This window comes from Polynucleobacter sp. MWH-UH35A (genome assembly GCF_018687075.1).
Lineage (GTDB): Bacteria > Pseudomonadota > Gammaproteobacteria > Burkholderiales > Burkholderiaceae > Polynucleobacter.
In genome coordinates this window covers 762,076-781,952 of sequence record NZ_CP061285.1, presented here as the reverse complement: position 1 = coordinate 781,952, position 19,877 = coordinate 762,076, and the positions used below count along the sequence as shown (strand labels likewise).

Here is a 19,877-nt window from a genome sequence, read left to right as displayed (position 1 = left end):
TAATTTGCCTTGGTTGAATGTCTATTCGGCCTGGATCGACAGATAGACGTTATAGGCGTTCATGCGATTGGCAGCCCTAAACAGCGGCATTCCCTCATATTCAGACCAATCAGCCTGTTGATAGGCATCCTCGAATGGATCCAGATTAATTGCCGCTTTAGACATGGATTCGCGCAAATAATTGAGGTAATCCCTTGTAAAGGCAATATCTTCAGCTGGTTTAGCGGAATAATTGCCGTGCCCTGGAATGACGATATTGGGGTTGAGTTTCTCAATCTCATCTAAAGCGATTAACCAGCCCTTGCTGTCAGCGTTTCCAACAAAGGGGATACGCCCTCTGAAAACCAAATCTCCTGCAAAAAGGACTTTTTCTGATGGTACGTAGACCATCAGATCTTCAGGCGCATGTGCAGGACCCACCCTGCTCACAAAAAAATCTACTCCGCCAATTATCAACTTTGACTTTTGGTCCACCCATACATCTGCAGGTATTAATTTGGTATTTGCATTAACCCAGGGAGCAAAATCAATTCTTGAGGCAATCAAACGTTGCTTAGCAGTTTCAGAAGAGAGGTAATTTCTTCCCTCACCTTGAGCATAAATTTTGGCGCCAATTTTTTTGAATTCTTGCAAACCATAAACATGATCCGCATGATAGTGACTAACTATAACGGCCACTATTTTCTGCGGGGTAATGTTTTTAATTTCAGCGATGAGCTTTTGCGCAAGAATCGGCGACCCCAAGGCATCAACCACTACCACTCCATCTGGAGTAACAATAAATCCAGCATTAGAAATGAAGTTCTGGTTGGAGCTACTACCCATCTCCGGAAAGCCTTGTACAAAATAGGTATGGGGCGCCACTTGTACTGGCTTAAGCTTTATCGTATCGCTAGGCTTACCCTGACCTAGCGCCGAACCCAAAAAGATAAGGGATCCCAACAGGATCCCCGCAAAAGTTTTAAAGCAATTCATTGGAACTTACTTAGGGCTTGATATAGGCAAAGCCATCTTTGTATTGCAAATCGGCGACGCGTACCACGCCAGATGGTGTGAAATCCGCATCAAGTGTGAACTGATCTTTTTTCAAATTACGATTCTTTAACGTAATCTCACAAACCTCAAACTTCACACCACGAGATTTCAAGGCGCCGACCAAAGGTGCGTATTCCACATTGTTCTTCTTATCCTTGCCACCTTCCATCAACAAATCCACGCCATTCGCATGAGTCACAACAATAATGGTTGTTTGAGGGGAAACATCAAGATGGTTTCGGATGTTACGTAAACCTTTTAATCCCTGAGTTTCAGCATCATCGATGTGATAAACGACTTTGGTATTGCCTGCAGATTGAGCCGAAACATTACTGCAAAACCCAAACACAAGAGTCAAGGCAGCGATAATGGTAAATAGTTTTTTCATATGATTCTTCGATGAAGTTAATTAGATTGGGGCCATGCCAGGGTTGTTTGAAACCCCTTTAATAACTGGCTCATTAAGCTTAACCGCCTTCACCACCTTGACATCACGCAGGTGACGCTCAATCACATCCCAAATCGGCTCACCGCCAGCATTCTTAGCCTCTTCGCTAACCGGCGCCCATCCAGCAACCTTATAGGTCTTGCTTGCCTCAATAGGTTTACCATTCAAGCGCATATCGGTAATCCGCTTTCCAGCCGTTTGTGCTGGATCTATGGTGTATTGCATGCCGCCGACCCGAACCATATCACCACCCTGTTGGTAATACGGATCTGGATTAAATAAATTATCTGCCACATCCTCGAGAATAGTTTTGATGGTTTCACCACTCATATTGGTGACGGTGGTGTACGGATATGTAATTGCAGTTTGATCTAAAAGATTCTCCCGAGTGATAGCTTGACCTGGTAACAAACTAGTTCCCCAGCGGAAGCCTGGTGAGAACGCAATCTCGGCATTCTTTTGCGCCATGAGGCCGTCTAGGATGAGCTGATCAAAGCTACCATTGAAGTTGCCACGACGGTATAAGAGACCCTCAGTAGTCGCCAATTTTTCATTCAGTTTCGCCTCGAATGGCGCTCTGATTTTTGCAATCAACTTATTCATAGTTGGATCTGCAGGAATCATATTAGAGAAAATTGGGAATAATTTGTAGCGGAAATCTACCGCCTTACCACCTTTGACATCAAAATCAAGCACTCCCAAGAACTTACTATTAGAGCCGGCGTTAGTTACTAGGGTTACGCCACCTGAGTTCTTCACTTTGACTGGAATAGGAACCCCATCATGAGTATGACCACCCATGATGGCATCAAGACCACTGACACGAGAAGCCATCTTCAGGTCTACGTCCATACCATTGTGAGAGAGCAGAACCACAACCTTGGCTCCCTTGGACTTCACTTCATTAATTGTCTTCTGGAGGTTTTCTTCTTGGATGCCAAAGGTCCAATCTGGCGTGAAGTAACGCGGGTTGGCAATTGGTGTATATGGGAAGGCTTGACCAATGATGGCAACCTGAATACCGTTCTGCACTTTCATGACATAAGGATTGAATACAGAATCCCCAAAGTCAGCTGTCTTAATATTCTGCGCAACAAAATTGACTTTGCCTTTGAAATCGCCATTGACGATCTCCATCACACGCTTCTCACCTAAAGTCATTTCCCAATGGGGGGTCATCACATCAACACCCAACGCAAGAGCTGCATCAACCATATCTTGGCCATTGGTCCAAAGCGCTGTTCCAGAGCCTTGCCAAGTATCTCCACCATCGAGCAATAAAGCGCCAGGGCGATTTGCTTTCATTTGCTTGACCAACGTAGCCATGTGGGCGAAGCCACCCATCTTGCCGTAATTCTGAGCCGCAGCAACGTAATCTAAATAAGTGAAGGCATGAGCGTCACGTGTGCCGGCTAGTATGCCATTTGCCTTTAGAAAATATTCTCCGACCAAATGCGGAGTCTTACCTTCTTGCGCACCAATACCCAAATTGACATTAGGCTCACGGAAGTAAATAGGCAATAACTGCGCATGACAGTCGGTAAAGTGCAAGAAATGGACATTACCAAATTTAGGCAAATCATAATATTTCTGTGCGGTGCTCTGAGCATTCACGAAATTGGATTGCAAACTCAAGCCACCCGCTGATGCAATCGCTAAGGCCTGCAAAAAGTCACGACGATTTAATGACATATAAATATTTCCTTAAGAAAACAGGCCTATCGGCCTGTTCTTTGATTCGTTATTGATTAACTGGAGAGGCAGGGTCAAGCAGCAAGGCCATAACATCCCGTATCTGCTGCTCATTTAAGAGTTTAAAGTGTGCAAACCTTGGCATATTGCTACAAGCGTTGTATGCCTTGGAGTTATTAATCCGATTCCAGGTATAAGTAACCACTTCTTGAGAATAGCCGCGCAACTTTCCATAACCCGTTAATGATGGACCGATATTTCCATAGGAAATTTCTTTAGGATCGATCTGGTGACAGTTATAGCAACCACCGCCAATGACGGTATCAGCCTTATCAGTCCAAGTTGCGCCGCGGCCGCTCTGCGCAATCGCCTCGCCCTTCTTCCAATCGCCGATGTACTTGCCATCAGACGGTTGCTTAATGTCATCCATATTGAGCTTCTGAATCTTTTCACGCATTTTTTCGCCTTGTTTGCTATTGGCAAACACAGGGTCTGAGCAAAACTTTTGGGTTTCATCTTGTTGAATGCGATCTAAACCAGCAATACCATCAGCTCGAAAGCCATCCTTCATCATCTTGTTGAATTTAGGATCATTTGCCTGCTGTGCTGCCGCATTCCCATACATCACCAATGCAGCCAATGCAACACCACTAACAGCCAAGAGGGATTTAATATTCTTCATGTTCATAGTATCTCTATCTCTTATCCATTAACGCTTCAAGCCAGGGGTTTCAACCGTACCGCCATTAGCGTTCTTAGCCATATACATAGATAAAGCAATAGTTACATCAGAGGTATAAATTGGGAATGGGAATCGTTGTTGACGATAGCAATCATTCAAGCGTTGCTGCATCGTCCAGAACTGTCCACTTGATACACGATAAGCAGGCCAATAACCCCAACCCATAGCAGCACCCTTTTGAGTCGTTATATTTGGTAGGTCTTGCAAGCGAATACGCCTACCATCTTCTCCATGGCATGATGCACAAGAAAAATCCATTGGTCCGCCTTGGAAGAAGAATGCGCGCTTACCAAGCTCATACATTTCTTTTTCTTTTGGATGTGCGGTGCTAACTTTAATTTTGTCGCCTTTAGACATTGTTACTACGTAAGCAACAATAGCCTCCATATCCTTTTTGGGGCCCTTTTGAAACGGCGCATCAATCATCTCTTGCGGATCACGCCCTTGAAGTTTTTGCATACAAGTCATTAGGCGGGACTCGAGATCTTGAACCTTATTGGCATCTTTGAAGTAGCGTGGCAGCTGAGCCGCTGCACCCTTCACTACCCCAGGTCCTAAACCTAAATCACACTTTTCTAAAGTGGCATTCTTAGGACCGGCAGGCTTTTTCCACAAATCTTCACCAGCAGCCTCATAAAGTTCTGAAGGGTTGCCATCAGCAATCATCTCACGATATTTTGCAATATCGTCTGTAGCACTCTTTTGCGCTGAAACAGATGATGTGACCATTAATAAAGCAGCCGTTACACCCGTGGCTAAACCTAAAGAAAATTTACGCTGCATTTGCAACCCTTTCAAAACTCTTGAGACGGTAAAGATTTATTAGTACAAAAGCGAATTAAGAAGCAGTAGCTTCGTCAGTGCGCTTGTCGCCCTTGCTATCTACCCAGCTCACAACAATCTTGTCACCTTTGGCGCCCTTGTACTTGAAGTTCAAGAATGGATCCTTAGAAACTGCTGGGCCAAACTGACCATTCAATACATCTTTGCCATTTGCTTTGACATTAATTGTGCTGATGAACCATGCCGGAATGGTTTTGCCAGCAGCATCTTTACGCTGACCAGACTCCATATCGTGCTTCATCAAAATCTTTACATCCACAATTCCACCGTTCTCAGCAGCTCTTACGCGCATTGGATCAGCCATGTTTTCCTCTTTTAATCTAGTAATTAATTAATGATTTAGTTGTTGGGGGGGGTTAACCGCCGCAACCGCCTAAAGTAACTTTCACTTCCTTAACGGCCATGCTCCACTTGCCATCCGCTTTTACTAAAGCGTAAACATTAGAGGTTTGACCCATCTTGATACGAGTAGTAACAAATGGCTCAGTGCCGGAAGGGATAAAGAATTGAGCAGCTAAGGCGCTTGGGTTTTTCTCAACCAAGATTGCCATTTGCTCAGCTTTCAGTGTGGTTGTAATTCCAACAGGAACTACTGCACCATTCTCTGCAATGTCAGGGGCATTCAAAGTCACTGCACCAGACTTGTCCGGGCTACCTGCTCCCAAGATTTTGAATACGTCATCAAGACTCTTGCCTTCGAATGCGGCTTTATTCCACTCTTGAGCTTGGGCTACGCTAATAAGACCCGCAGAAGCCATCAATCCGAATACGGCTGAATATTTCAATAAACTGCGTCGCTGCTGATTCATAAAAACTCCTTTATTAATCTCTTACTATGAATATATTATCTGCTTTCCAATAAACCATGCGGGTTATTCAAAAGCCCCCTTCTTATTTACCCCCTGATAGCACCCACTCCACGAGCGTTTTGCGATCTGCATCTGATAATTGCGATTGTGGCGGCATCGGTATTGAACCCCAAACTCCAGATCCACCATTCTTTACCTTAGCCATCAGTTTATCTAAGGCACCGCTTTGGTCTTTATATTTAGCAGAAATATCCGCTATTGAAGGTCCAACCAGTTTAGCGTTTGGAGCATGACAGGCAGAGCAATTCTCATTTTTAAATAAGGCTGCAGCACCCTTGGGGGCATTGGCATGGGTATCCTTAGCGTGGGCTAGCCCTTCTCCTGATGCACCTGGTAGTTTTGAAATTGGCGGCTTAGTGGTGTCAGCACCGCGATATGGGCCATATAAGCGATTTTGCTCTGCAATATTGCCATGCGCATCACGCGCAAAATCAGGCAAGGTAGATCCAATTTGCACAAATGGCACGCAATTATTCATGCAAGAAGAACCATTGACGTCAGGCTTATCTTTGACATTCCAGAAACCATGCTTTCTGGTCATACCATTGCGGTTAGGCATTTTGGCTTGCACTTCAGCAATATTGGTATTGCTCAATACAAAGTCATCCGGAACTACCTCGCCAATGCTCAAGATAAAAGCAACCAAAGCATATGTCTCATCTGGAGTTAAAGATCTTGGTGCATTCCACGGCATTGCACGATAGATGTAATCCCACAAAGTAGAAACAGTAGGAACCTTCATCAAAGTGGTTCTCTGTGGCTGCTTCATATCCGCAAGAGAGGCGACTCTTCCAGTCTTAACATCATCCTTGGTCGTACCGCCAGTAATCGGCGTAAAAATCTCATTTGATTCACCGAAAATTCCGTGGCAACTAGCGCATTTGGCTTCCCAAATTGTTTGGCCTTGATCTACCGATCCAGACCCTTTGGGCAACCCTTTGAAATCGGGGCGTACATCAATATCCCATGCCGCCACTTCAGCTGGGGTAGCATTGCGGCCCACTCCAGGAAATTTGGCAGAGCCCTGAGTACTTTGCGCATAAGCAAAATTAGCAGCCAGCAATCCTGCGGACAACAGCCCTAAACGAGCAATCGATTTACCCAACTTGTACATTGCTCACCTCACCGTTTGAATCTAATTTCCAAGACTGAATTGCATTGTTGTGATAAATCGAACGTGTACCACGAACATTGCGCAAAGTTTTAATCGCAGGTTGGATATAACCCGTGTCATCCACCGCCCTGGATTGCAATATTGCTGGTGAGCCATCCCACACCCAATCAATATTGAAACGGGTAATTGACTTAGTGAGAATTGGCGTTTCCAAGCGCGCTTGACGCCAGTTATTGCCTCCATCAAATGAAACATCCACACGCCTTATCTTGCCGCGGCCGGACCAAGCCATGCCACTGACGTTATAGAAACCCTTGTCGAGCAATTGCTGACCACCAGAAGGTGTAGTGATTACAGATTTACATTCTTGAATAGAGGCGTATTGACGATGAATTCCATCCGGCATCAGTTCAATGTAATGAACTGCTTCGTCTTTAGCATTCCAAGGCATATCACCTACTTCAAGGCGACGTAACCATTTAACCCAGCTGACGCCTTGAACTCCAGGCACAACTAAGCGCAGCGGGAAACCGTTTTCTGGGCGCAGCATTTCACCATTCATACTCCAAGCTACGATGGTGTCATCAAGGCAACTTTCTAAATTGATCGTACGAGTCATGCCGGAACCATCACCACCCTCTGCAAGTAAGAACTTCCCTTTTTTCAGATCAGCGCCGCACTCATCTAACAATACCTTGAGAGGTACGCCAGTAAATTCACAGCAAGAGAGCATGCCATGGGTATATTGCACAGTTGGTACTGCAACGTTACCCCACTCCAAACCAGTATTGGCGCCGCACTCAATAAAGTGTGTGCGCGATACCGATGGCAATCTCATCAAATCGTTCATCGTAAATACACGTGCATTTTTAACCATACCGTTCACCATCAAGCGATGGGTTTCAGGATTCAGGTTGTACCAACCTTGATGGTGACGCTCAAAATGCAATCCATTAGGCGTAATGGTTCCAAACAAACCTTGCAAAGGAGTAAATGCAACTGAAGCTGCTGAGACGCGTGTTAAACCTGGTGACTCACGGCGAATTAAATTGGATTCATAAATTGATGGCACGCCATAGGGCATTGTGGCCACATTCTTGCCAAGCGTAGTCTGCCACTCTTGTTTTTCAAGAATCGCTGGATCACCCTCACCAGCAGCAAAAGCCAGTGGCGCAGCCAAGCCTGCTGCGGCGCCGCCAACTGCTGACATAAACCCTTTGCGCAAGAAACCGCGACGCGTTTCATCAAGACCATTGGCATTGATGTCGGCAATTAATTCTTGAGAGATAAAGTGCTCTGGCGCTTTAACCAAACGAGCCCGATTGGCAGGCTTCTCAATCGCGGAGATATCCTCAGCGCTCAATTCAATTTGCTTCTTAGTCATTTGACCTCTACTTATAAGTGATTAACTGCAAACTTAATGAATACCTTCTGCGATCTTTGCGCAGACTGTTTGACACATTTCAACGGTTGCAGTATCTGCAATCGAGTAATAAACCGTGACACCCTCTTTTCGCCTCACCAAGATTCCAGCCTTGTTCAAGGCCAGCAAGTGTCGCGATACATTGGCCTGACTCGTGCCACACATCTCAACAACTTCAGAAACAGATTTTTCTCCACTACAGACCGCATACATAATGCGTAAGCGCGCAGGCTCAGACAACACATTGAAATAGGCGGCAACTTGAGAAAATACCTTCTCCATTTGTTTTGGAGACAAATTTTTGGTTGCTTTTTGAACCCTTGATTTCAATTTATGCGATGCCTTAAAGATATATGTGGATATATGCGTGTATGCGCATATATTTGACCTTGTCGCCAATACATTCGATATAGTGAGATACCCTTATATTGCTTAGCAATACAATCAGATCATGGATTCGGACGCAATTTTCCTCTCGCTAAAGCTGGCTTTATGGACCTTAGCCCTCATCATCCCATTTGGGGTCTGGGTGGCACATTCCCTGCTACAGCTTAATAAAAGTAAACCCTGGATTGAGGCTGCATTAGCACTCCCCCTAGTATTACCACCAACAGTGCTTGGCTACTACCTATTAGTAGGACTGAGTGGAAAAAGTGTATTTGGCATCCCCTTGGTATTCTCATTCGCAGGAATCCTCATCGCCTCCCTCATCGTCAACCTACCGTTTGCCATTCAACCAATTCAGCGTGCTTTTGAGGCTATTAACCCAGATATCAGAGAGGCAGCTCAGGTCAGCGGACTATCTAAATGGCAAATCTTTCGTTTAATAGAGCTACCACTTGCATGGCGAGGCATTACTAGCGCTGCGGTTTTGACTTTTGCTCATACTCTCGGAGAATTTGGCGTTGTTTTGATGGTTGGCGGAGCTATTCCCGGCGAAACCAAAACCGTTGCCATTTCGATATATGACAAGGTGCAAAGCTTTGACACTGCAGGCGCAGGTGCCCTGGCCTCATTGCTTCTCGGAATATCTCTTATCGCAATTGCGGTTTCCTATGGGGTGTTTGGAAAATCGTTCCGCCACTCCAACCGAGGTAGAGGCTAATGCTTAAACTAAAAATTAGCCAAACAGCGCCAAATCCACTTCAGATAACCTTGGAATGTGCTGCGGGTCAGCTTCACGCTTTAGTGGGCCCATCTGGAAGCGGCAAAACCAGTGTGCTAAGAGCAATCGCCGGTCTTAGCTTGGCGAAAACCGGAAAAATTGAGTGTGACGGAAAGACATGGTTTGAGGCCAACGAGGTCTCTGGTGTTACAACGAATCTTCCGCCAGCAGAGCGATCCTGTGGATTTTTATTTCAGCAATACGCCCTATTTCCACATCTCTCAGCTATTGAGAACATCATCATCCCCCTCCATAATTCTGCACTCTCCTCAGCAGAACGCAAGGCAGCAGCTCAAGACTTACTAAATCGTATGGGCATATTGGATCTTGCGAACCGCATGCCACATCAACTCTCTGGTGGACAACAACAGCGGGTAGCACTAGCGCGTGCATTGGCACGCAACCCCAAAATTTTGCTACTCGACGAACCATTTTCGGCAGTAGACACGCCAACACGTCAAAGCCTCTATAAAACACTTGCCGATTTACGCAAAGACTTAAACATTCCCATCCTGCTAGTAACGCATGACTTAAGGGAAGCGGATTTGCTTGCTGATCAGATTACCGTTATTGATAAAGGCATTAGCTTGCAATCTGCTGCGCCGCGAACCCTCTTTCAAAAACCTAGAAATTCTCGAGTGGCGGAGTTGGTTGGTATTAGCAATATGTTTCATGGTGTATTTAATGCCGGCAAACTTAGCTGGGATGGTTGCGAGCATAGCTTTATCGTTGCTGACAAAGGAAAAATTCCGCCTAATGTTCAGGTTGCCTGGGTAATCCCTCAAAGCGGTTTGAGCGTCCATAAGGAATCCTCAAAAACCTCTATCTGCGCCACCATACTGGAAATTAGCACCCTTGGGCAAATGGCTGCAGTACAACTTCAGATTCAAAATAGCGACCACCAAATTGAATGGCTTGCCTCTTCATCTGAAATTAAGCGCTTGAATATGGATGCAGGTAGCCTTATGCATCTTGAGCTAGATGGAAGCCAGATTCATATCATGCCACTACGTCCGATCAATGACCCAAGGCGATTTGTTGATCACTAATATCCGCAGTGGGATATCAATATGAATATTGCGTCAAAGCTGTTCTGGGCAACTAGACCAGCCTTTCTAACCATTACTCTATTGGGGTGCTTACTAGGCATTGCCTTACCTAGCGCTAACAAAGAATCGTTTTTCATGAATATTCTTGGGTTGAGTGTTGCACTATCAGCGCACGCAGCGGCCAATCTATTCAATGATTACTTCGACCACCTTAATGGTAGCGATCAAAATAATCTTGATCGCATATCCCCCTTTACAGGTGGCAGTCGATTTATCCAAGATCAACTACTGAATCCATCCCAAATAGCGCAACTTGCTGTAACACTGATATTGCTAGGGTCTGTAATTGGTTTGTATATTTGTACGCAGACAACCTGGCTTTTAATACCCTTAGGATTGATCGGGTTAGGAATAGCATGGGCCTACTCGGCACCTCCGCTTGAGTTGATGTCAAGGGGAGTCTTAGGCGAGCTCGCAATATCTGTGGCGTGGGCACTGGTGGTTATCGGATTTGCTTGCGTTCAAGTCCATAGAATGGCTTACGAGGCGATTCCCCTCGGGTTGGCATATGGCTTGATGGTTTCAAATATTCTCCTGGTAAACCAAATTCCAGACATTAATGCAGACCGGCTCGCAAACAAGAGGACGCTAGCAAGTAATGTCAACAGCCGCACGTTGAGCCTTTGGTACACAGGCACCTTCATTACCGCTTATGCTTTTCAGATCGCTGGAATTTTCATGGGTCAGATACCCAAGGTAACTGGGATTACCTTTCTAGTCTTGCCAATATTTTCTTATTGCTCAAAAGAGATAGCCCGAAGAAGCAATGAAAAATGGGAAATCAAAAAAATGATTGTGCGTAATTTATTAGCTATCCACTTATATTCACTTCTTCTGTTAATTGGGCTATTCATCCACGCTTAATGCAAAAAGGGCAGCATCAGCCGCCCTTTTTATTCATCACTAAAACTTATTTACAGCAACCGCTACCGCCACAAGATGAATCTTTGCCGCAAGTATTAATACCCAAAAGCGGGTACGCTGGACAGAATCTAAATAGGCCTGTTGCCAGAGGCACAACACCAATCCAACCCCAAACCCCAACGTTACCAGTAGCAGCCAGACCAATCAATACTAAGCCTACGACCATCCGTAACATACGATCAATACCACCAACGTTACATTTCATATTAATACTCCTTTTTGGTTAATTACTACAGTAATTTTGATAAAGCACATTCATCACTTCTAAAGCAATATGGTTGGAATGTGAGTAATAAATTTGCTTACCTTCTCTTCTAGTCTTCACCAAGGCTTCATTCCTTAAAACAGTGAGTTGCTGCGATAAGGTGGGCTGTTGAATATCAAGACATTCCTCTAACTCACCTACACACATTTCCCCTTGGCTAATTTGACACAACAACATCATCCGATCACGATTTGACAACACCTTCATCAAACGACAAGCATCATCTGCTGAAGACTGCATCCTTTCCAAATCGATATTCGCTTTGATGACAGGCATAGAAAATTCCGTTAATTCAGAGGAACACCTACCAGTGGACGACCTTCAAGAGTCCAAAGATATAAGGATCCGTCATATAACTTGGTTGATTTATTGCCCACCAATTCAGACATAACAAACCATCCACCAGCAGCCAAGTGACCAGTATTGCAATAGGCAATTGTGGGAGCCTTAATACTTAAACCATTCGCCGACATTAATGCGTCATAGGTATTTTTCAGCCAGAAATAGAGTGCACCATTCACTGGTTTTGCCAATAATTCTGGGGCCAACTCTTTAGAGCCAGAAATATGGCCAAATGTAAGTACGTCTGGGCGCTTAGCAAGGCCTAAATACTGAGCGGGTTGGCGCGCATCTAATAACTGTGGCTTGCCACCCTTAGATGCTGCAGCAACATCATCTGAGCTAGCGATTAGTTCCTTACGATATGCTTTAGCCGCCCAGTTGCCAGCGGGTTTTTGCGTATTAGCGGTAGTAAACTCACGACCCTCATTTAGCCAACCAGCAATACCGCCATCCAATACAGCAACCTGATCCTCGCCATACACCTTGAACGACCAATAGGTTCTCAAGGCCTCATCAATATCCGACATATCTTGACCAATAGGAACAAGAATGATTGGCTTATCTGAATTAATACCTAAGGTTTGAACTAGCTTCTCAAAGTCCGCCTTTTCAGGAATCAGAAATTTAATCTTTTTACCGTCAACCATGCGCTCTACACGCACCTTCTTAAAGTCCAGAAGACTAGAATTTGAAATGTGACCGCCAACCTCAACCAAAAATTTCTTTCCAGTTTTTTTATCTACATCGAACTCAGGATTCCTAACGTAGCTGGCCAAATCTGTTCTCACCTCAATCACCTGAACGTCTGACAGGTTATTGGATAGCCAATCTGCACTGACTACCGGCCCCGGCAATGTTAGGGCTTGGACCAAGCTGACTAAGCTTGTTAAAACCAAGGCTAAAGCCCATTGAATCTTTTTCATTTTTATCCCTCTATGAATTTACAACTGACAAATGCTCTGAAAGACGTTCCATTAAATCGATTTTGCACTCCGTTAATACATGATGCATCCTTGAATTCAGTGCAGATGCTCGATCACCCTGCTTTGCAACCAATTGCACAATCTTTTGATCCCGCTCCAAAATGAGTTTCTCAATCTCGGGCGCAAATAATTTGATCAAAGCGCTAATCCACTTACTTACTGGTGTCATGCGACCTTTCACCACCATCTCAAATCCCTTAATGGATTTAATTGCCACCATAGAATCAACCATTTCCTCGCCAGTAACCCACTGATTAGTAGTAAATAGCCGCACTGGGAAACCTTTTTGATTTAATGCAATCCCAATCAAGTGATGAAAACTATTTTTGTCACGTTTGATTACATGAAAATGGCCATGTTCGCCACTTGGGGTTTCATCTGCAGAATGAGCATGGTAGTAAAACTCATAACCGCTATCTCCATCAATTAAGTCATTATTTGGATAGTGCTGCCACTCAACAAAATCTTTTGCGCCACATAAAACAGCTTCATTCAAAGTGCGGCCAGTTTCGGCATACCACATCTGAATATTTGCCAGCTCCTGAGCAGCTAACGAAAGATGAGATTGAGTGAGCATTTAGGAATTACTCGGCAGCCTTGCGCTTTTTAGGGCCACAAGGATTTGCTGGGCCACAAGGATTGGCAGCTTTCTTCTTAGCAGGGCCGCAAGGATTCTTTTGCTCAGAGCCCGTAGGATTCGCAGGGGCATCCGCCGAAATAGCTAGCGGTGCCGCTGTTAAGCCAGCCAAGGCCATTGCCAATGCTGCAACAGTAGATTTCTTTGACATGTTTTTCCTTATTGAAAATTAATGCTGTGAACAAACTGCGCCCTTAGATTTCTTTTCCATCCAAGAGCCGAGAATAAAAATACCGATAGCCGCAAGGACCATGCCAATATTGATAGATAAAGGCGATATATTGAATGCATCAGTTAAGGAGTCCGCCTTTGAGAACTCGCCTAAGGTTGTTAAAACCTCAACACTTGGGTAGATCACTGCAAATACAATGGTGCCCACCAATAGACCAAGCAAAAAAATTGCTGCATCAATACGACCTGACATAAACCCAACAACAGAGGTACCAGGACAATAGCCGCCTATAGCAAATCCAGCGCCCACAAATGCCCCGCCAAGCGCAGCAGCCCCTAAAAATGCAGGAGGGATGAACAGGCTGCTAGCATCAACCATCCCAACCTTCTCCAGCACCATAAGCCCAACAGCAGCAAACACAATGGCGGTAAACATCACCTTGAATACAGACCAATCAGTCAAACGAAATTGACCGGTTAACTTGTTTGGATTGCCAAAGCCCGCACGCTCCAAAACAAAGCCAAAGCCAGCACCTAGAAGAAGTCCTGAAATAATTTCACTCATCTTATTTCTCCTCTTTTAAGAAGCGACTTACCAATAAGCCAACAGCGAAGAATGCACCGAGAAAAGTAAACCCAGCAAGACTCAATACCGCCGCACCAGAAAGACCTAGTCCACTAGTGCATCCCGCAGCGATCCTTGCCCCAAATCCTGCCAGCAAGCCGCCAAAAAGTGCGGTCCAAGGACGCTTTGATCCACCTAAAAACTTTGCGCCATCTAACTTAAATTTGATTCTGTGAGCAAAGAAAGCAGAAGCAAGTGCACCCAAGGCAACGCCAATCACTTGCCATGTAATCCAGGAATTCAATGGCTTTCCATCTTCAACCATTCCACCAAGATAATCATTGGCATTTGTGGCGGCCGGAGCGATATACATGCCCAACCAGGCAGCCAATCTAGTTGTAAAGCCAGTCGCTCCTAATCCATGACCCGTTATTACAAAAGTGGCTAGTAAAACCACGCCAAGAAGAACACCCGCTAAAAGCGGATTCATATAAGGCGCTGGTTTGATCTGCTCTACTTTGTTATCCATCTCAGTTGATCTCACTTTAGGCATTAATAATATATATTTTTATATATTATTGATTGCTTGAGAAAAGTCAAGGCTTTTGGTTAAAGCGGAAATCGAAATTTGATCCATGTCATGCAATGGGCAGTTTCTTTGACATAGATCATGAAGCAAGATTGCTGAAACCCTAGAATCTGAGTCACATCATTATTTCTAGGTTTTATATGAATTTCCACAAGCTTTTACTAGTCATCCTGTTAACTCCGATACTCGCCTTGGCTCAAGTTGAGGATCCCAGCATCAAGTATGACGTCGATAACTTACCAAACGATCACTACGGCCGATTGGCTCGCTACGGTAAGCAGTTAGCAGAAAAAACCTATGCTGTCATCGGACCCGAAGTGGCTGACAAAAAGATGCGCTATGCAGGAAATAATTTGGCCTGTACAAACTGTCATCAAGAAGGTGCTACTAAGAAATTTGCTATTCCCTGGGTAGGTGCACAAGCTACCTTTCCACAATACCGTGGTCGTGAAGATGATGTCAGCACCATAGAAGAACGGGTGAATGGCTGTATGGAGCGCAGCATGAATGGCAAGCCACTCCCTTTTGACGCCAAAGAAATGAAGGCTTTTGTAACCTACATTCATTTTTTATCTAAAGGCGTTCCAGTTGGTAGTTCAGTTGAAGGCCAAGGGTTGCCAAAATTCAACCCACCTGATCGCATGTCAAGCGTTTCCGCTGGCGAAAAAGTATACGCAGAAAAATGCGTTGCCTGCCATGGCCAAGATGGCGCTGGTTTACGCAACGGCAAACCCGGTGAGGCCAAAGGCTATACATTCCCACCACTATGGGGAAAAGACACTTTTAATAATGGTGCTGGCATGAATCGTCTATTAACTGCAGCTGCCTTTATTAAAACCAATATGCCTCTTGGTTCCATGCACAGCCAAACATTACTCACCAATGATGAGGCTTATGACGTTGCAGGCTACATATTGAGTAAACCACGGCCTATTAAAGCCAATCTGGATAAAGACTTCCCAGCGCGCTGGAATAAACCAGTAGATGCAGCATTCCCCCCATATGTGGATGGCGCATCCGCAGAACAACATAAGTACGGCCCATTTCAGCCGCTCATTGACAATATGAAACGCTTAAAGCCCGTGCTTGATAAAAGTGCCAATAAATAAATACTGCAGGGTTTTATTGAAAGAAAAAGGGAGCTTAGCGCTCCCTTTTTGCATTAAAACAGGTGGAGTAATTAGAACTCACCCTTAACGGTTGTTAGTCCGAGAGCATCCCAATCCAACATGCCACCACGGTAGTAATAAATCTTGGTTGCTGGGAATCCATCACGAGTCATAGCGGCCATTGCCATTGGGCTTTGCGGGCAAACTGGGCCGTTACAGAACGCATACACCTTCTTAGCCTTTGAGCAATCCCACTTGGTTGAACCAGCAGCGGGTTTTTTGCAACCCAATTCATCCATGCGCATTGCCACCTCGGTATAAGGAATACCAATAGAACCTGGAATAGTTCCTTTTACGCGATCGTCCACTACCCGCATATCCACAACCAATGAGTCTTTGTCATTGAGGGCATTTAACACATCAATTTCATCAACTGGCACAACACCTTTAATAGGAATTAAAGGCTGCAACCAACCCTTGTTCTTGGCACAAGGGGTCATGACGCGGGTAATTTCAATCGGACCCTTGGAGGTTTTAACAATAAAGTTTGTAGACTTATCGATAATCTGCAGCAATTCTGGATTGCTAGGCGCAGGAGATTGAGCTGCGGCGAGACCTGAAAACAACATCAGACCAAAAGAAAGAAACTTTTTCATAAAACCCCTCTGTGTATTATTTTGATGTGAAACGCTGGTTTAAATGCTTTTATACGCATTTATGCATATTTATGTAGTGTGGGGCCAAGCTTGGTTAAACTTAATACTGAGAAACCCCTATTGTTGGTGGTGTTATCCCATTTAATATGCAATATAGCTAGTTTTTTAAGTTTTATATTCACCCAAACCCTGGAGTCTTTATGAAAAATAGTCGTCGTCAATTTATGATTTTGTCTGCTGCTGGTGCCTGTACTTTGGCTTTGAACGGCAAGGTTCAAGCTCAAGCCATGGTTGCAGAAACTGATCCACAAGCTGCTGCACTCGGTTACAAAGCAGATGCTTCTAAAGTAGATAAAGCCAAGTACGCTAAATATGCTGCTGGTCAAGAGTGCGATAACTGCGCATTGTTCCAAGGTAAAGTGGGTGCCGCTGCTGGTGGTTGCTCCTTGTTTGCTGGTAAACAAGTTGCTGGCAAAGGCTGGTGCTCTGCTTACGCTAAGAAAGCTTAAGTCAAGGCTAGAGTCTAATCAAATGCATCGATTCATTTCGATCAATAAAAAAGACTGCTGCGGCAGTCTTTTTTATTACCTCTCTCTGAGATTTTTGTATTTAAGATCCCGCCTGGGAAAAACTTTTTAATTTTTCTAAATTAGGAATCTGAATACTTAATCTGCTGATATTAGAAATAAGGCCCTGTTCAGCCATAGAAGCGAGAGCTCGACTAATAGTCTCAAACTTCACATCCATCATTAAGCCCATATCCTCACGCTTAAAGAGAGGCGCAACTGCCATCTCTCCAGAAGCCTTTGCGACTCTGAGAAAAAAACGGGCTAAGCGCACTTCAATGCGTCCAGTATTGATTTCAGAGAACCAAGATTCAGACTGGGCTAAAGCTTCACCCCATTTTTTCACTATCTGGCGATGCAAACGTGGCGATTCTTCACCTAGACTCGAAATAATTGCTTTTGGAATGCGACATAAATGTACATTTGATAAAGCGCTGGCTGAATGAGCATAGTTTTCCTCTAGCAAAGCCTCCATACCAAAAAGATCACCAGGCATCACTAGGCGTACGATTCTGCTCGAGCCATCTGAATTTACATGCAATAGCTTGATATAGCCTTCGCGTAATGTATACAAATGCTCTGCAGAGTTTCCCTGCGTATATATACCCGCATTTGCCTCAAACCTAAGATCATCAATAGGTGAATGAATTTTAGAAAAATCTTCCTCATTCAACTCTGCAAATAGCGCTGAGCTGCGAATTGAGCATGCATTGCAATCGCTATTCCCCTGCCAAGCACTTTTAATTTCAATAGTCTTCATAAAAGAAAATTCACTTTTTAGCGACTAAACCCAGAATCGCTGACATACCAGTATGTCTTGGGCCTTCAGAAAGCTCTTTTTCGTAACTAACGAGTTCTAGAATCTGAAACTCATGAGCAAGATCTCGTATTAATTCTTCTGTGTAGAGATGTTCAATCAGACTTGGACCACCAGTCTTGTAATCGAGCTGCTTTGGGGTATAGCCCTGCAGAATAAAGAGACCGCCTGGCTTTAGGGCTTTGTAAGTCTGCTCAAAGATTCTAGCCCGCATTGCTGGATCGGCAAACTGAATGAAGATGCCAATGACTGCATCGTAAGCATTGTCCTGCCATGCGAAGCTGTCGGTATCGGAGAATGAGTACTCCACCTCAACTTGATTATCTTTAGCAAATTGCTTTGCTTTAGCTAAAGCAACATCAGATGCATCAAATCCAACAACCTGCATACCTTGCTTGGCGAGCCAGACACCATTGCGTCCTTCTCCATCAGCAATGCATAGCACCTTATTTCCGGGCCTTAAGTACTGATTTGCTTTCTCAACCAGATATTCATTTGGCTCTTTACCAAAGATGAACTCTTCTTTATCAAAGCGCTCGTTCCAAAACTGGGTAGCATCAGCAAAACTCATAGGCCGATCCTGATGAACTTGATTATTTTTTGAGTCCGCCAACGAGGTCATTCTTTAAATCGTTGATGTTTTCCAATCCCACTGCAATGCGCACCAAGCCATCTGTAATACCAGCCGCTTTGCGTGCCTCAGGCGTGACACGGCAATGGGTGGTTGTCGCTGGATGCGTAATGGTCGTGCGGGTATCACCCAAGTTTGCAGTGATCGAGCAAAGTTTAGTTTGATTGATCAACTTGAATGCAGCCTTCTTACCACCCTTCAAGGTGAAAGACAGAATCGCACCACCCTCTTTTTGCTGACGCTTCGCTAAAGCATGCTGAGGATGAGATTTGAGGCCCGGGTGATAAACACGCTCTACTCCTGGCTGTTTTTCTAGCCATTGCGCTAAGGCAAGCGCATTCTGACTCTGCTGCTTCATGCGCAGCTCTAGTGTCTCTAATCCCTTCAGGAATACCCAAGCATTAAACGCCGAGAGTGTTGGGCCTGCAGTACGTACATACGGAAACACCTTGCCCATGATGAAATCATTACTACCTACAATGGCGCCACCCACTACCCTGCCTTGACCATCAAGATACTTAGTTGCTGAATGAATCACAACATCAGCGCCAAGCGCCAATGGCTTTTGCAATGCAGGCGTGCAAAAGCAGTTATCAACGGCAAATAACGCGCCCGCCTTCTTCGCCACCTTTGAAATTGCTTTGATATCAGCAATTTCAGTTAAGGGATTTGAAGGCGTCTCTAAATAAAATAATTTGGTGTTAGGTTGAACAGCAGCCTGCCACGATTTGGTATCAGCCAAATCTACATAGGTGGTGGTGATACCAAAGCGACCCAAAATATTGGTAAATAATTGAATGGTTGCACCAAATACGGAGCGTGAACAAATAACATGATCACCCGCTTGCAAGTGCGCCATCGCCATTGTCAAAATGGCTGACATGCCTGATGCTGTTGCGATGCAAGCTTCGCCACCCTCTAAAGCAGCCAAGCGATCTTGAAACATGCTCACTGTGGGATTGGTAAAACGAGAATAGATAAATCCTTGATCAGCATGTGCAAAACCATCAGCGGCCAACTCAGCACTATCAAAGCAAAAACTAGATGTCAGGAACATTGCTTCTGAATGCTCTTGATATTCAGAGGTACGACGTGTGCCAGCACGCACCGCTAAGGTCTCGAGCGCTAGCTTTGAAAAATCGGGTTTTTGGCGTGTAGTTTTACTCTTCATGCTGCTATTTT

General features: G+C 44.7%; 26 protein-coding genes. 5 read left to right on the top strand and 21 right to left on the bottom strand.

Going from position 1 to position 19,877, the window contains the following annotated elements; all coding sequences use genetic code 11:
* Nucleotides 1-21 precede the first annotated feature (21 nt).
* The 10 genes from ICV36_RS04140 to ICV36_RS04095 form a co-directional block, all read right to left on the bottom strand.
* Complete coding sequence (locus ICV36_RS04140; RefSeq protein WP_215401331.1) at nt 22-975, bottom strand: MBL fold metallo-hydrolase; 954 nt, start codon at nt 973-975, stop codon at nt 22-24.
* A 10-nt stretch (nt 976-985) separates the two neighbouring features.
* On the bottom strand, nt 986-1,423 hold the full coding sequence (locus ICV36_RS04135; RefSeq protein ID WP_215401330.1) for a DsrE family protein: 438 nt from the start codon (nt 1,421-1,423) through the stop codon (nt 986-988).
* A gap of 21 nt (nt 1,424-1,444) precedes the next feature.
* The gene (gene soxB / locus ICV36_RS04130; protein ID WP_215401328.1) at nt 1,445-3,175 is read right to left on the bottom strand and encodes a thiosulfohydrolase SoxB; all 1,731 of its coding nucleotides are present in this window, start codon (nt 3,173-3,175) and stop codon (nt 1,445-1,447) included.
* 49 nt (nt 3,176-3,224) lie between these two features.
* Nucleotides 3,225-3,863: a sulfur oxidation c-type cytochrome SoxX gene (gene soxX / locus ICV36_RS04125; RefSeq protein WP_215401326.1), complete on the bottom strand. Its 639-nt coding sequence runs from the start codon at nt 3,861-3,863 to the stop codon at nt 3,225-3,227.
* A gap of 21 nt (nt 3,864-3,884) precedes the next feature.
* Nucleotides 3,885-4,700: a sulfur oxidation c-type cytochrome SoxA gene (gene soxA / locus ICV36_RS04120; protein ID WP_215401321.1), complete on the bottom strand. Its 816-nt coding sequence runs from the start codon at nt 4,698-4,700 to the stop codon at nt 3,885-3,887.
* Nucleotides 4,701-4,755: 55 nt separating this feature from the next.
* A complete protein-coding gene (soxZ, locus tag ICV36_RS04115; protein WP_087909856.1) occupies nt 4,756-5,064 on the bottom strand; it encodes a thiosulfate oxidation carrier complex protein SoxZ in 309 nt (102 codons plus the stop codon).
* Between the two features lie 52 nt (nt 5,065-5,116).
* On the bottom strand, nt 5,117-5,569 hold the full coding sequence (soxY, locus tag ICV36_RS04110) for a thiosulfate oxidation carrier protein SoxY (protein ID WP_215401320.1): 453 nt from the start codon (nt 5,567-5,569) through the stop codon (nt 5,117-5,119).
* An 82-nt stretch (nt 5,570-5,651) separates the two neighbouring features.
* Complete coding sequence (locus tag ICV36_RS04105) at nt 5,652-6,743, bottom strand: c-type cytochrome (RefSeq protein ID WP_215401318.1); 1,092 nt, start codon at nt 6,741-6,743, stop codon at nt 5,652-5,654.
* Nucleotides 6,727-8,082 carry a sulfite dehydrogenase gene (gene soxC / locus ICV36_RS04100; RefSeq protein WP_371743215.1) on the bottom strand — a complete coding sequence of 452 codons (1,356 nt, stop codon included), beginning with the start codon at nt 8,080-8,082 and terminating at the stop codon, nt 6,727-6,729. Before soxC ends, ICV36_RS04105 begins: the two co-directional genes overlap by 17 nt.
* A gap of 78 nt (nt 8,083-8,160) precedes the next feature.
* Nucleotides 8,161-8,496, bottom strand: coding sequence for a metalloregulator ArsR/SmtB family transcription factor (locus ICV36_RS04095; protein WP_215401314.1), 336 nt, complete (start codon nt 8,494-8,496; stop codon nt 8,161-8,163).
* 121 nt (nt 8,497-8,617) lie between these two features.
* Between ICV36_RS04095 and modB the strand changes: the two genes are divergently transcribed.
* The 3 genes from modB to ICV36_RS04080 are packed head-to-tail and all read left to right on the top strand — an operon-like array spanning nt 8,618 to nt 11,304.
* Nucleotides 8,618-9,271, top strand: a complete 654-nt coding sequence (modB, locus tag ICV36_RS04090) for a molybdate ABC transporter permease subunit (protein ID WP_215401312.1) — start codon at nt 8,618-8,620, stop codon at nt 9,269-9,271.
* On the top strand, nt 9,271-10,380 hold the full coding sequence (locus tag ICV36_RS04085; RefSeq protein WP_215401310.1) for an ABC transporter ATP-binding protein: 1,110 nt from the start codon (nt 9,271-9,273) through the stop codon (nt 10,378-10,380). The genes modB and ICV36_RS04085 overlap by 1 nt, the downstream gene beginning before the upstream one ends.
* 21 nt (nt 10,381-10,401) lie before the next feature.
* Nucleotides 10,402-11,304, top strand: coding sequence for a prenyltransferase (locus ICV36_RS04080; protein ID WP_215401309.1), 903 nt, complete (start codon nt 10,402-10,404; stop codon nt 11,302-11,304).
* A gap of 46 nt (nt 11,305-11,350) precedes the next feature.
* On the opposite strand, the gene ICV36_RS04075 is transcribed toward ICV36_RS04080, so the two are convergent.
* Genes ICV36_RS04075 through ICV36_RS04045 form a run of 7 tightly spaced genes read right to left on the bottom strand, consistent with a single transcriptional unit; the run spans nt 11,351 to nt 14,880 of the window.
* Nucleotides 11,351-11,569 (bottom strand): DUF2892 domain-containing protein, encoded by a 219-nt coding sequence (locus ICV36_RS04075; RefSeq protein ID WP_215401307.1) that lies wholly within the window; start codon nt 11,567-11,569, stop codon nt 11,351-11,353.
* An 18-nt stretch (nt 11,570-11,587) separates the two neighbouring features.
* The gene (locus ICV36_RS04070) at nt 11,588-11,905 is read right to left on the bottom strand and encodes a helix-turn-helix transcriptional regulator (RefSeq protein ID WP_215401305.1); all 318 of its coding nucleotides are present in this window, start codon (nt 11,903-11,905) and stop codon (nt 11,588-11,590) included.
* A gap of 11 nt (nt 11,906-11,916) precedes the next feature.
* Nucleotides 11,917-12,894, bottom strand: a complete 978-nt coding sequence (locus ICV36_RS04065) for a sulfurtransferase (RefSeq protein WP_215401303.1) — start codon at nt 12,892-12,894, stop codon at nt 11,917-11,919.
* Between the two features lie 10 nt (nt 12,895-12,904).
* Complete coding sequence (locus ICV36_RS04060; RefSeq protein ID WP_215401301.1) at nt 12,905-13,531, bottom strand: hypothetical protein; 627 nt, start codon at nt 13,529-13,531, stop codon at nt 12,905-12,907.
* Nucleotides 13,532-13,538: 7 nt separating this feature from the next.
* Nucleotides 13,539-13,742 (bottom strand): hypothetical protein, encoded by a 204-nt coding sequence (locus ICV36_RS04055; protein ID WP_215401299.1) that lies wholly within the window; start codon nt 13,740-13,742, stop codon nt 13,539-13,541.
* Nucleotides 13,743-13,760: 18 nt separating this feature from the next.
* Entirely contained in the window at nt 13,761-14,327 is a 567-nt protein-coding gene (locus ICV36_RS04050) for a DUF6691 family protein (protein WP_215401297.1), read from the bottom strand.
* A 1-nt stretch (nt 14,328) separates the two neighbouring features.
* Complete coding sequence (locus ICV36_RS04045) at nt 14,329-14,880, bottom strand: YeeE/YedE thiosulfate transporter family protein (protein ID WP_251375076.1); 552 nt, start codon at nt 14,878-14,880, stop codon at nt 14,329-14,331.
* A 176-nt stretch (nt 14,881-15,056) separates the two neighbouring features.
* On the opposite strand from ICV36_RS04045, the gene ICV36_RS04040 reads away from it, so the two are divergent.
* Nucleotides 15,057-16,025, top strand: coding sequence for a c-type cytochrome (locus tag ICV36_RS04040; protein WP_215401295.1), 969 nt, complete (start codon nt 15,057-15,059; stop codon nt 16,023-16,025).
* Between the two features lie 71 nt (nt 16,026-16,096).
* Here the strand turns inward: ICV36_RS04040 and ICV36_RS04035 are convergent, their stop codons facing one another.
* The gene (locus tag ICV36_RS04035) at nt 16,097-16,681 is read right to left on the bottom strand and encodes a rhodanese-like domain-containing protein (protein ID WP_215401293.1); all 585 of its coding nucleotides are present in this window, start codon (nt 16,679-16,681) and stop codon (nt 16,097-16,099) included.
* A gap of 200 nt (nt 16,682-16,881) precedes the next feature.
* Between ICV36_RS04035 and ICV36_RS04030 the strand changes: the two genes are divergently transcribed.
* Nucleotides 16,882-17,190, top strand: coding sequence for a high-potential iron-sulfur protein (locus tag ICV36_RS04030; RefSeq protein WP_215384603.1), 309 nt, complete (start codon nt 16,882-16,884; stop codon nt 17,188-17,190).
* A gap of 100 nt (nt 17,191-17,290) precedes the next feature.
* On the opposite strand, the gene ICV36_RS04025 is transcribed toward ICV36_RS04030, so the two are convergent.
* The 3 genes from ICV36_RS04025 to ICV36_RS04015 are packed head-to-tail and all read right to left on the bottom strand — an operon-like array spanning nt 17,291 to nt 19,866.
* The gene (locus ICV36_RS04025; RefSeq protein ID WP_215401291.1) at nt 17,291-18,007 is read right to left on the bottom strand and encodes a Crp/Fnr family transcriptional regulator; all 717 of its coding nucleotides are present in this window, start codon (nt 18,005-18,007) and stop codon (nt 17,291-17,293) included.
* A gap of 10 nt (nt 18,008-18,017) precedes the next feature.
* The gene (locus ICV36_RS04020; protein ID WP_215401289.1) at nt 18,018-18,635 is read right to left on the bottom strand and encodes a bifunctional 2-polyprenyl-6-hydroxyphenol methylase/3-demethylubiquinol 3-O-methyltransferase UbiG; all 618 of its coding nucleotides are present in this window, start codon (nt 18,633-18,635) and stop codon (nt 18,018-18,020) included.
* Nucleotides 18,636-18,657: 22 nt separating this feature from the next.
* Nucleotides 18,658-19,866 carry an O-succinylhomoserine sulfhydrylase gene (locus ICV36_RS04015; protein ID WP_215401288.1) on the bottom strand — a complete coding sequence of 403 codons (1,209 nt, stop codon included), beginning with the start codon at nt 19,864-19,866 and terminating at the stop codon, nt 18,658-18,660.
* Between the last annotated feature and the right edge of the window lie 11 nt (nt 19,867-19,877).

What these genes read in the sequence shown, in the direction of transcription:
- ICV36_RS04140 (WP_215401331.1), bottom strand. Translation starts at nt 975, where the DNA reads ATGAATTGCTTTAAAACTTTTGCGGGGATCCTGTTGGGATCCCTTATC.
- ICV36_RS04105 (WP_215401318.1), bottom strand. Translation starts at nt 6,743, where the DNA reads ATGTACAAGTTGGGTAAATCGATTGCTCGTTTAGGGCTGTTGTCCGCA.
- soxX (WP_215401326.1), bottom strand. Translation starts at nt 3,863, where the DNA reads ATGAACATGAAGAATATTAAATCCCTCTTGGCTGTTAGTGGTGTTGCA.
- ICV36_RS04025 (WP_215401291.1), bottom strand. Translation starts at nt 18,007, where the DNA reads ATGAAGACTATTGAAATTAAAAGTGCTTGGCAGGGGAATAGCGATTGC.
- ICV36_RS04045 (WP_251375076.1), bottom strand. Translation starts at nt 14,880, where the DNA reads ATGCCTAAAGTGAGATCAACTGAGATGGATAACAAAGTAGAGCAGATC.
- ICV36_RS04080 (WP_215401309.1), top strand. Translation starts at nt 10,402, where the DNA reads ATGAATATTGCGTCAAAGCTGTTCTGGGCAACTAGACCAGCCTTTCTA.
- ICV36_RS04055 (WP_215401299.1), bottom strand. Translation starts at nt 13,742, where the DNA reads ATGTCAAAGAAATCTACTGTTGCAGCATTGGCAATGGCCTTGGCTGGC.
- soxY (WP_215401320.1), bottom strand. Translation starts at nt 5,569, where the DNA reads ATGAATCAGCAGCGACGCAGTTTATTGAAATATTCAGCCGTATTCGGA.
- soxB (WP_215401328.1), bottom strand. Translation starts at nt 3,175, where the DNA reads ATGTCATTAAATCGTCGTGACTTTTTGCAGGCCTTAGCGATTGCATCA.
- ICV36_RS04015 (WP_215401288.1), bottom strand. Translation starts at nt 19,866, where the DNA reads ATGAAGAGTAAAACTACACGCCAAAAACCCGATTTTTCAAAGCTAGCG.
- ICV36_RS04060 (WP_215401301.1), bottom strand. Translation starts at nt 13,531, where the DNA reads ATGCTCACTCAATCTCATCTTTCGTTAGCTGCTCAGGAGCTGGCAAAT.
- ICV36_RS04040 (WP_215401295.1), top strand. Translation starts at nt 15,057, where the DNA reads ATGAATTTCCACAAGCTTTTACTAGTCATCCTGTTAACTCCGATACTC.
- ICV36_RS04135 (WP_215401330.1), bottom strand. Translation starts at nt 1,423, where the DNA reads ATGAAAAAACTATTTACCATTATCGCTGCCTTGACTCTTGTGTTTGGG.
- soxZ (WP_087909856.1), bottom strand. Translation starts at nt 5,064, where the DNA reads ATGGCTGATCCAATGCGCGTAAGAGCTGCTGAGAACGGTGGAATTGTG.
- ICV36_RS04075 (WP_215401307.1), bottom strand. Translation starts at nt 11,569, where the DNA reads ATGAAATGTAACGTTGGTGGTATTGATCGTATGTTACGGATGGTCGTA.
- ICV36_RS04030 (WP_215384603.1), top strand. Translation starts at nt 16,882, where the DNA reads ATGAAAAATAGTCGTCGTCAATTTATGATTTTGTCTGCTGCTGGTGCC.
- ICV36_RS04070 (WP_215401305.1), bottom strand. Translation starts at nt 11,905, where the DNA reads ATGCCTGTCATCAAAGCGAATATCGATTTGGAAAGGATGCAGTCTTCA.
- ICV36_RS04050 (WP_215401297.1), bottom strand. Translation starts at nt 14,327, where the DNA reads ATGAGTGAAATTATTTCAGGACTTCTTCTAGGTGCTGGCTTTGGCTTT.
- ICV36_RS04035 (WP_215401293.1), bottom strand. Translation starts at nt 16,681, where the DNA reads ATGAAAAAGTTTCTTTCTTTTGGTCTGATGTTGTTTTCAGGTCTCGCC.
- ICV36_RS04065 (WP_215401303.1), bottom strand. Translation starts at nt 12,894, where the DNA reads ATGAAAAAGATTCAATGGGCTTTAGCCTTGGTTTTAACAAGCTTAGTC.
- ICV36_RS04020 (WP_215401289.1), bottom strand. Translation starts at nt 18,635, where the DNA reads ATGAGTTTTGCTGATGCTACCCAGTTTTGGAACGAGCGCTTTGATAAA.
- modB (WP_215401312.1), top strand. Translation starts at nt 8,618, where the DNA reads ATGGATTCGGACGCAATTTTCCTCTCGCTAAAGCTGGCTTTATGGACC.
- soxA (WP_215401321.1), bottom strand. Translation starts at nt 4,700, where the DNA reads ATGCAGCGTAAATTTTCTTTAGGTTTAGCCACGGGTGTAACGGCTGCT.
- ICV36_RS04085 (WP_215401310.1), top strand. Translation starts at nt 9,271, where the DNA reads ATGCTTAAACTAAAAATTAGCCAAACAGCGCCAAATCCACTTCAGATA.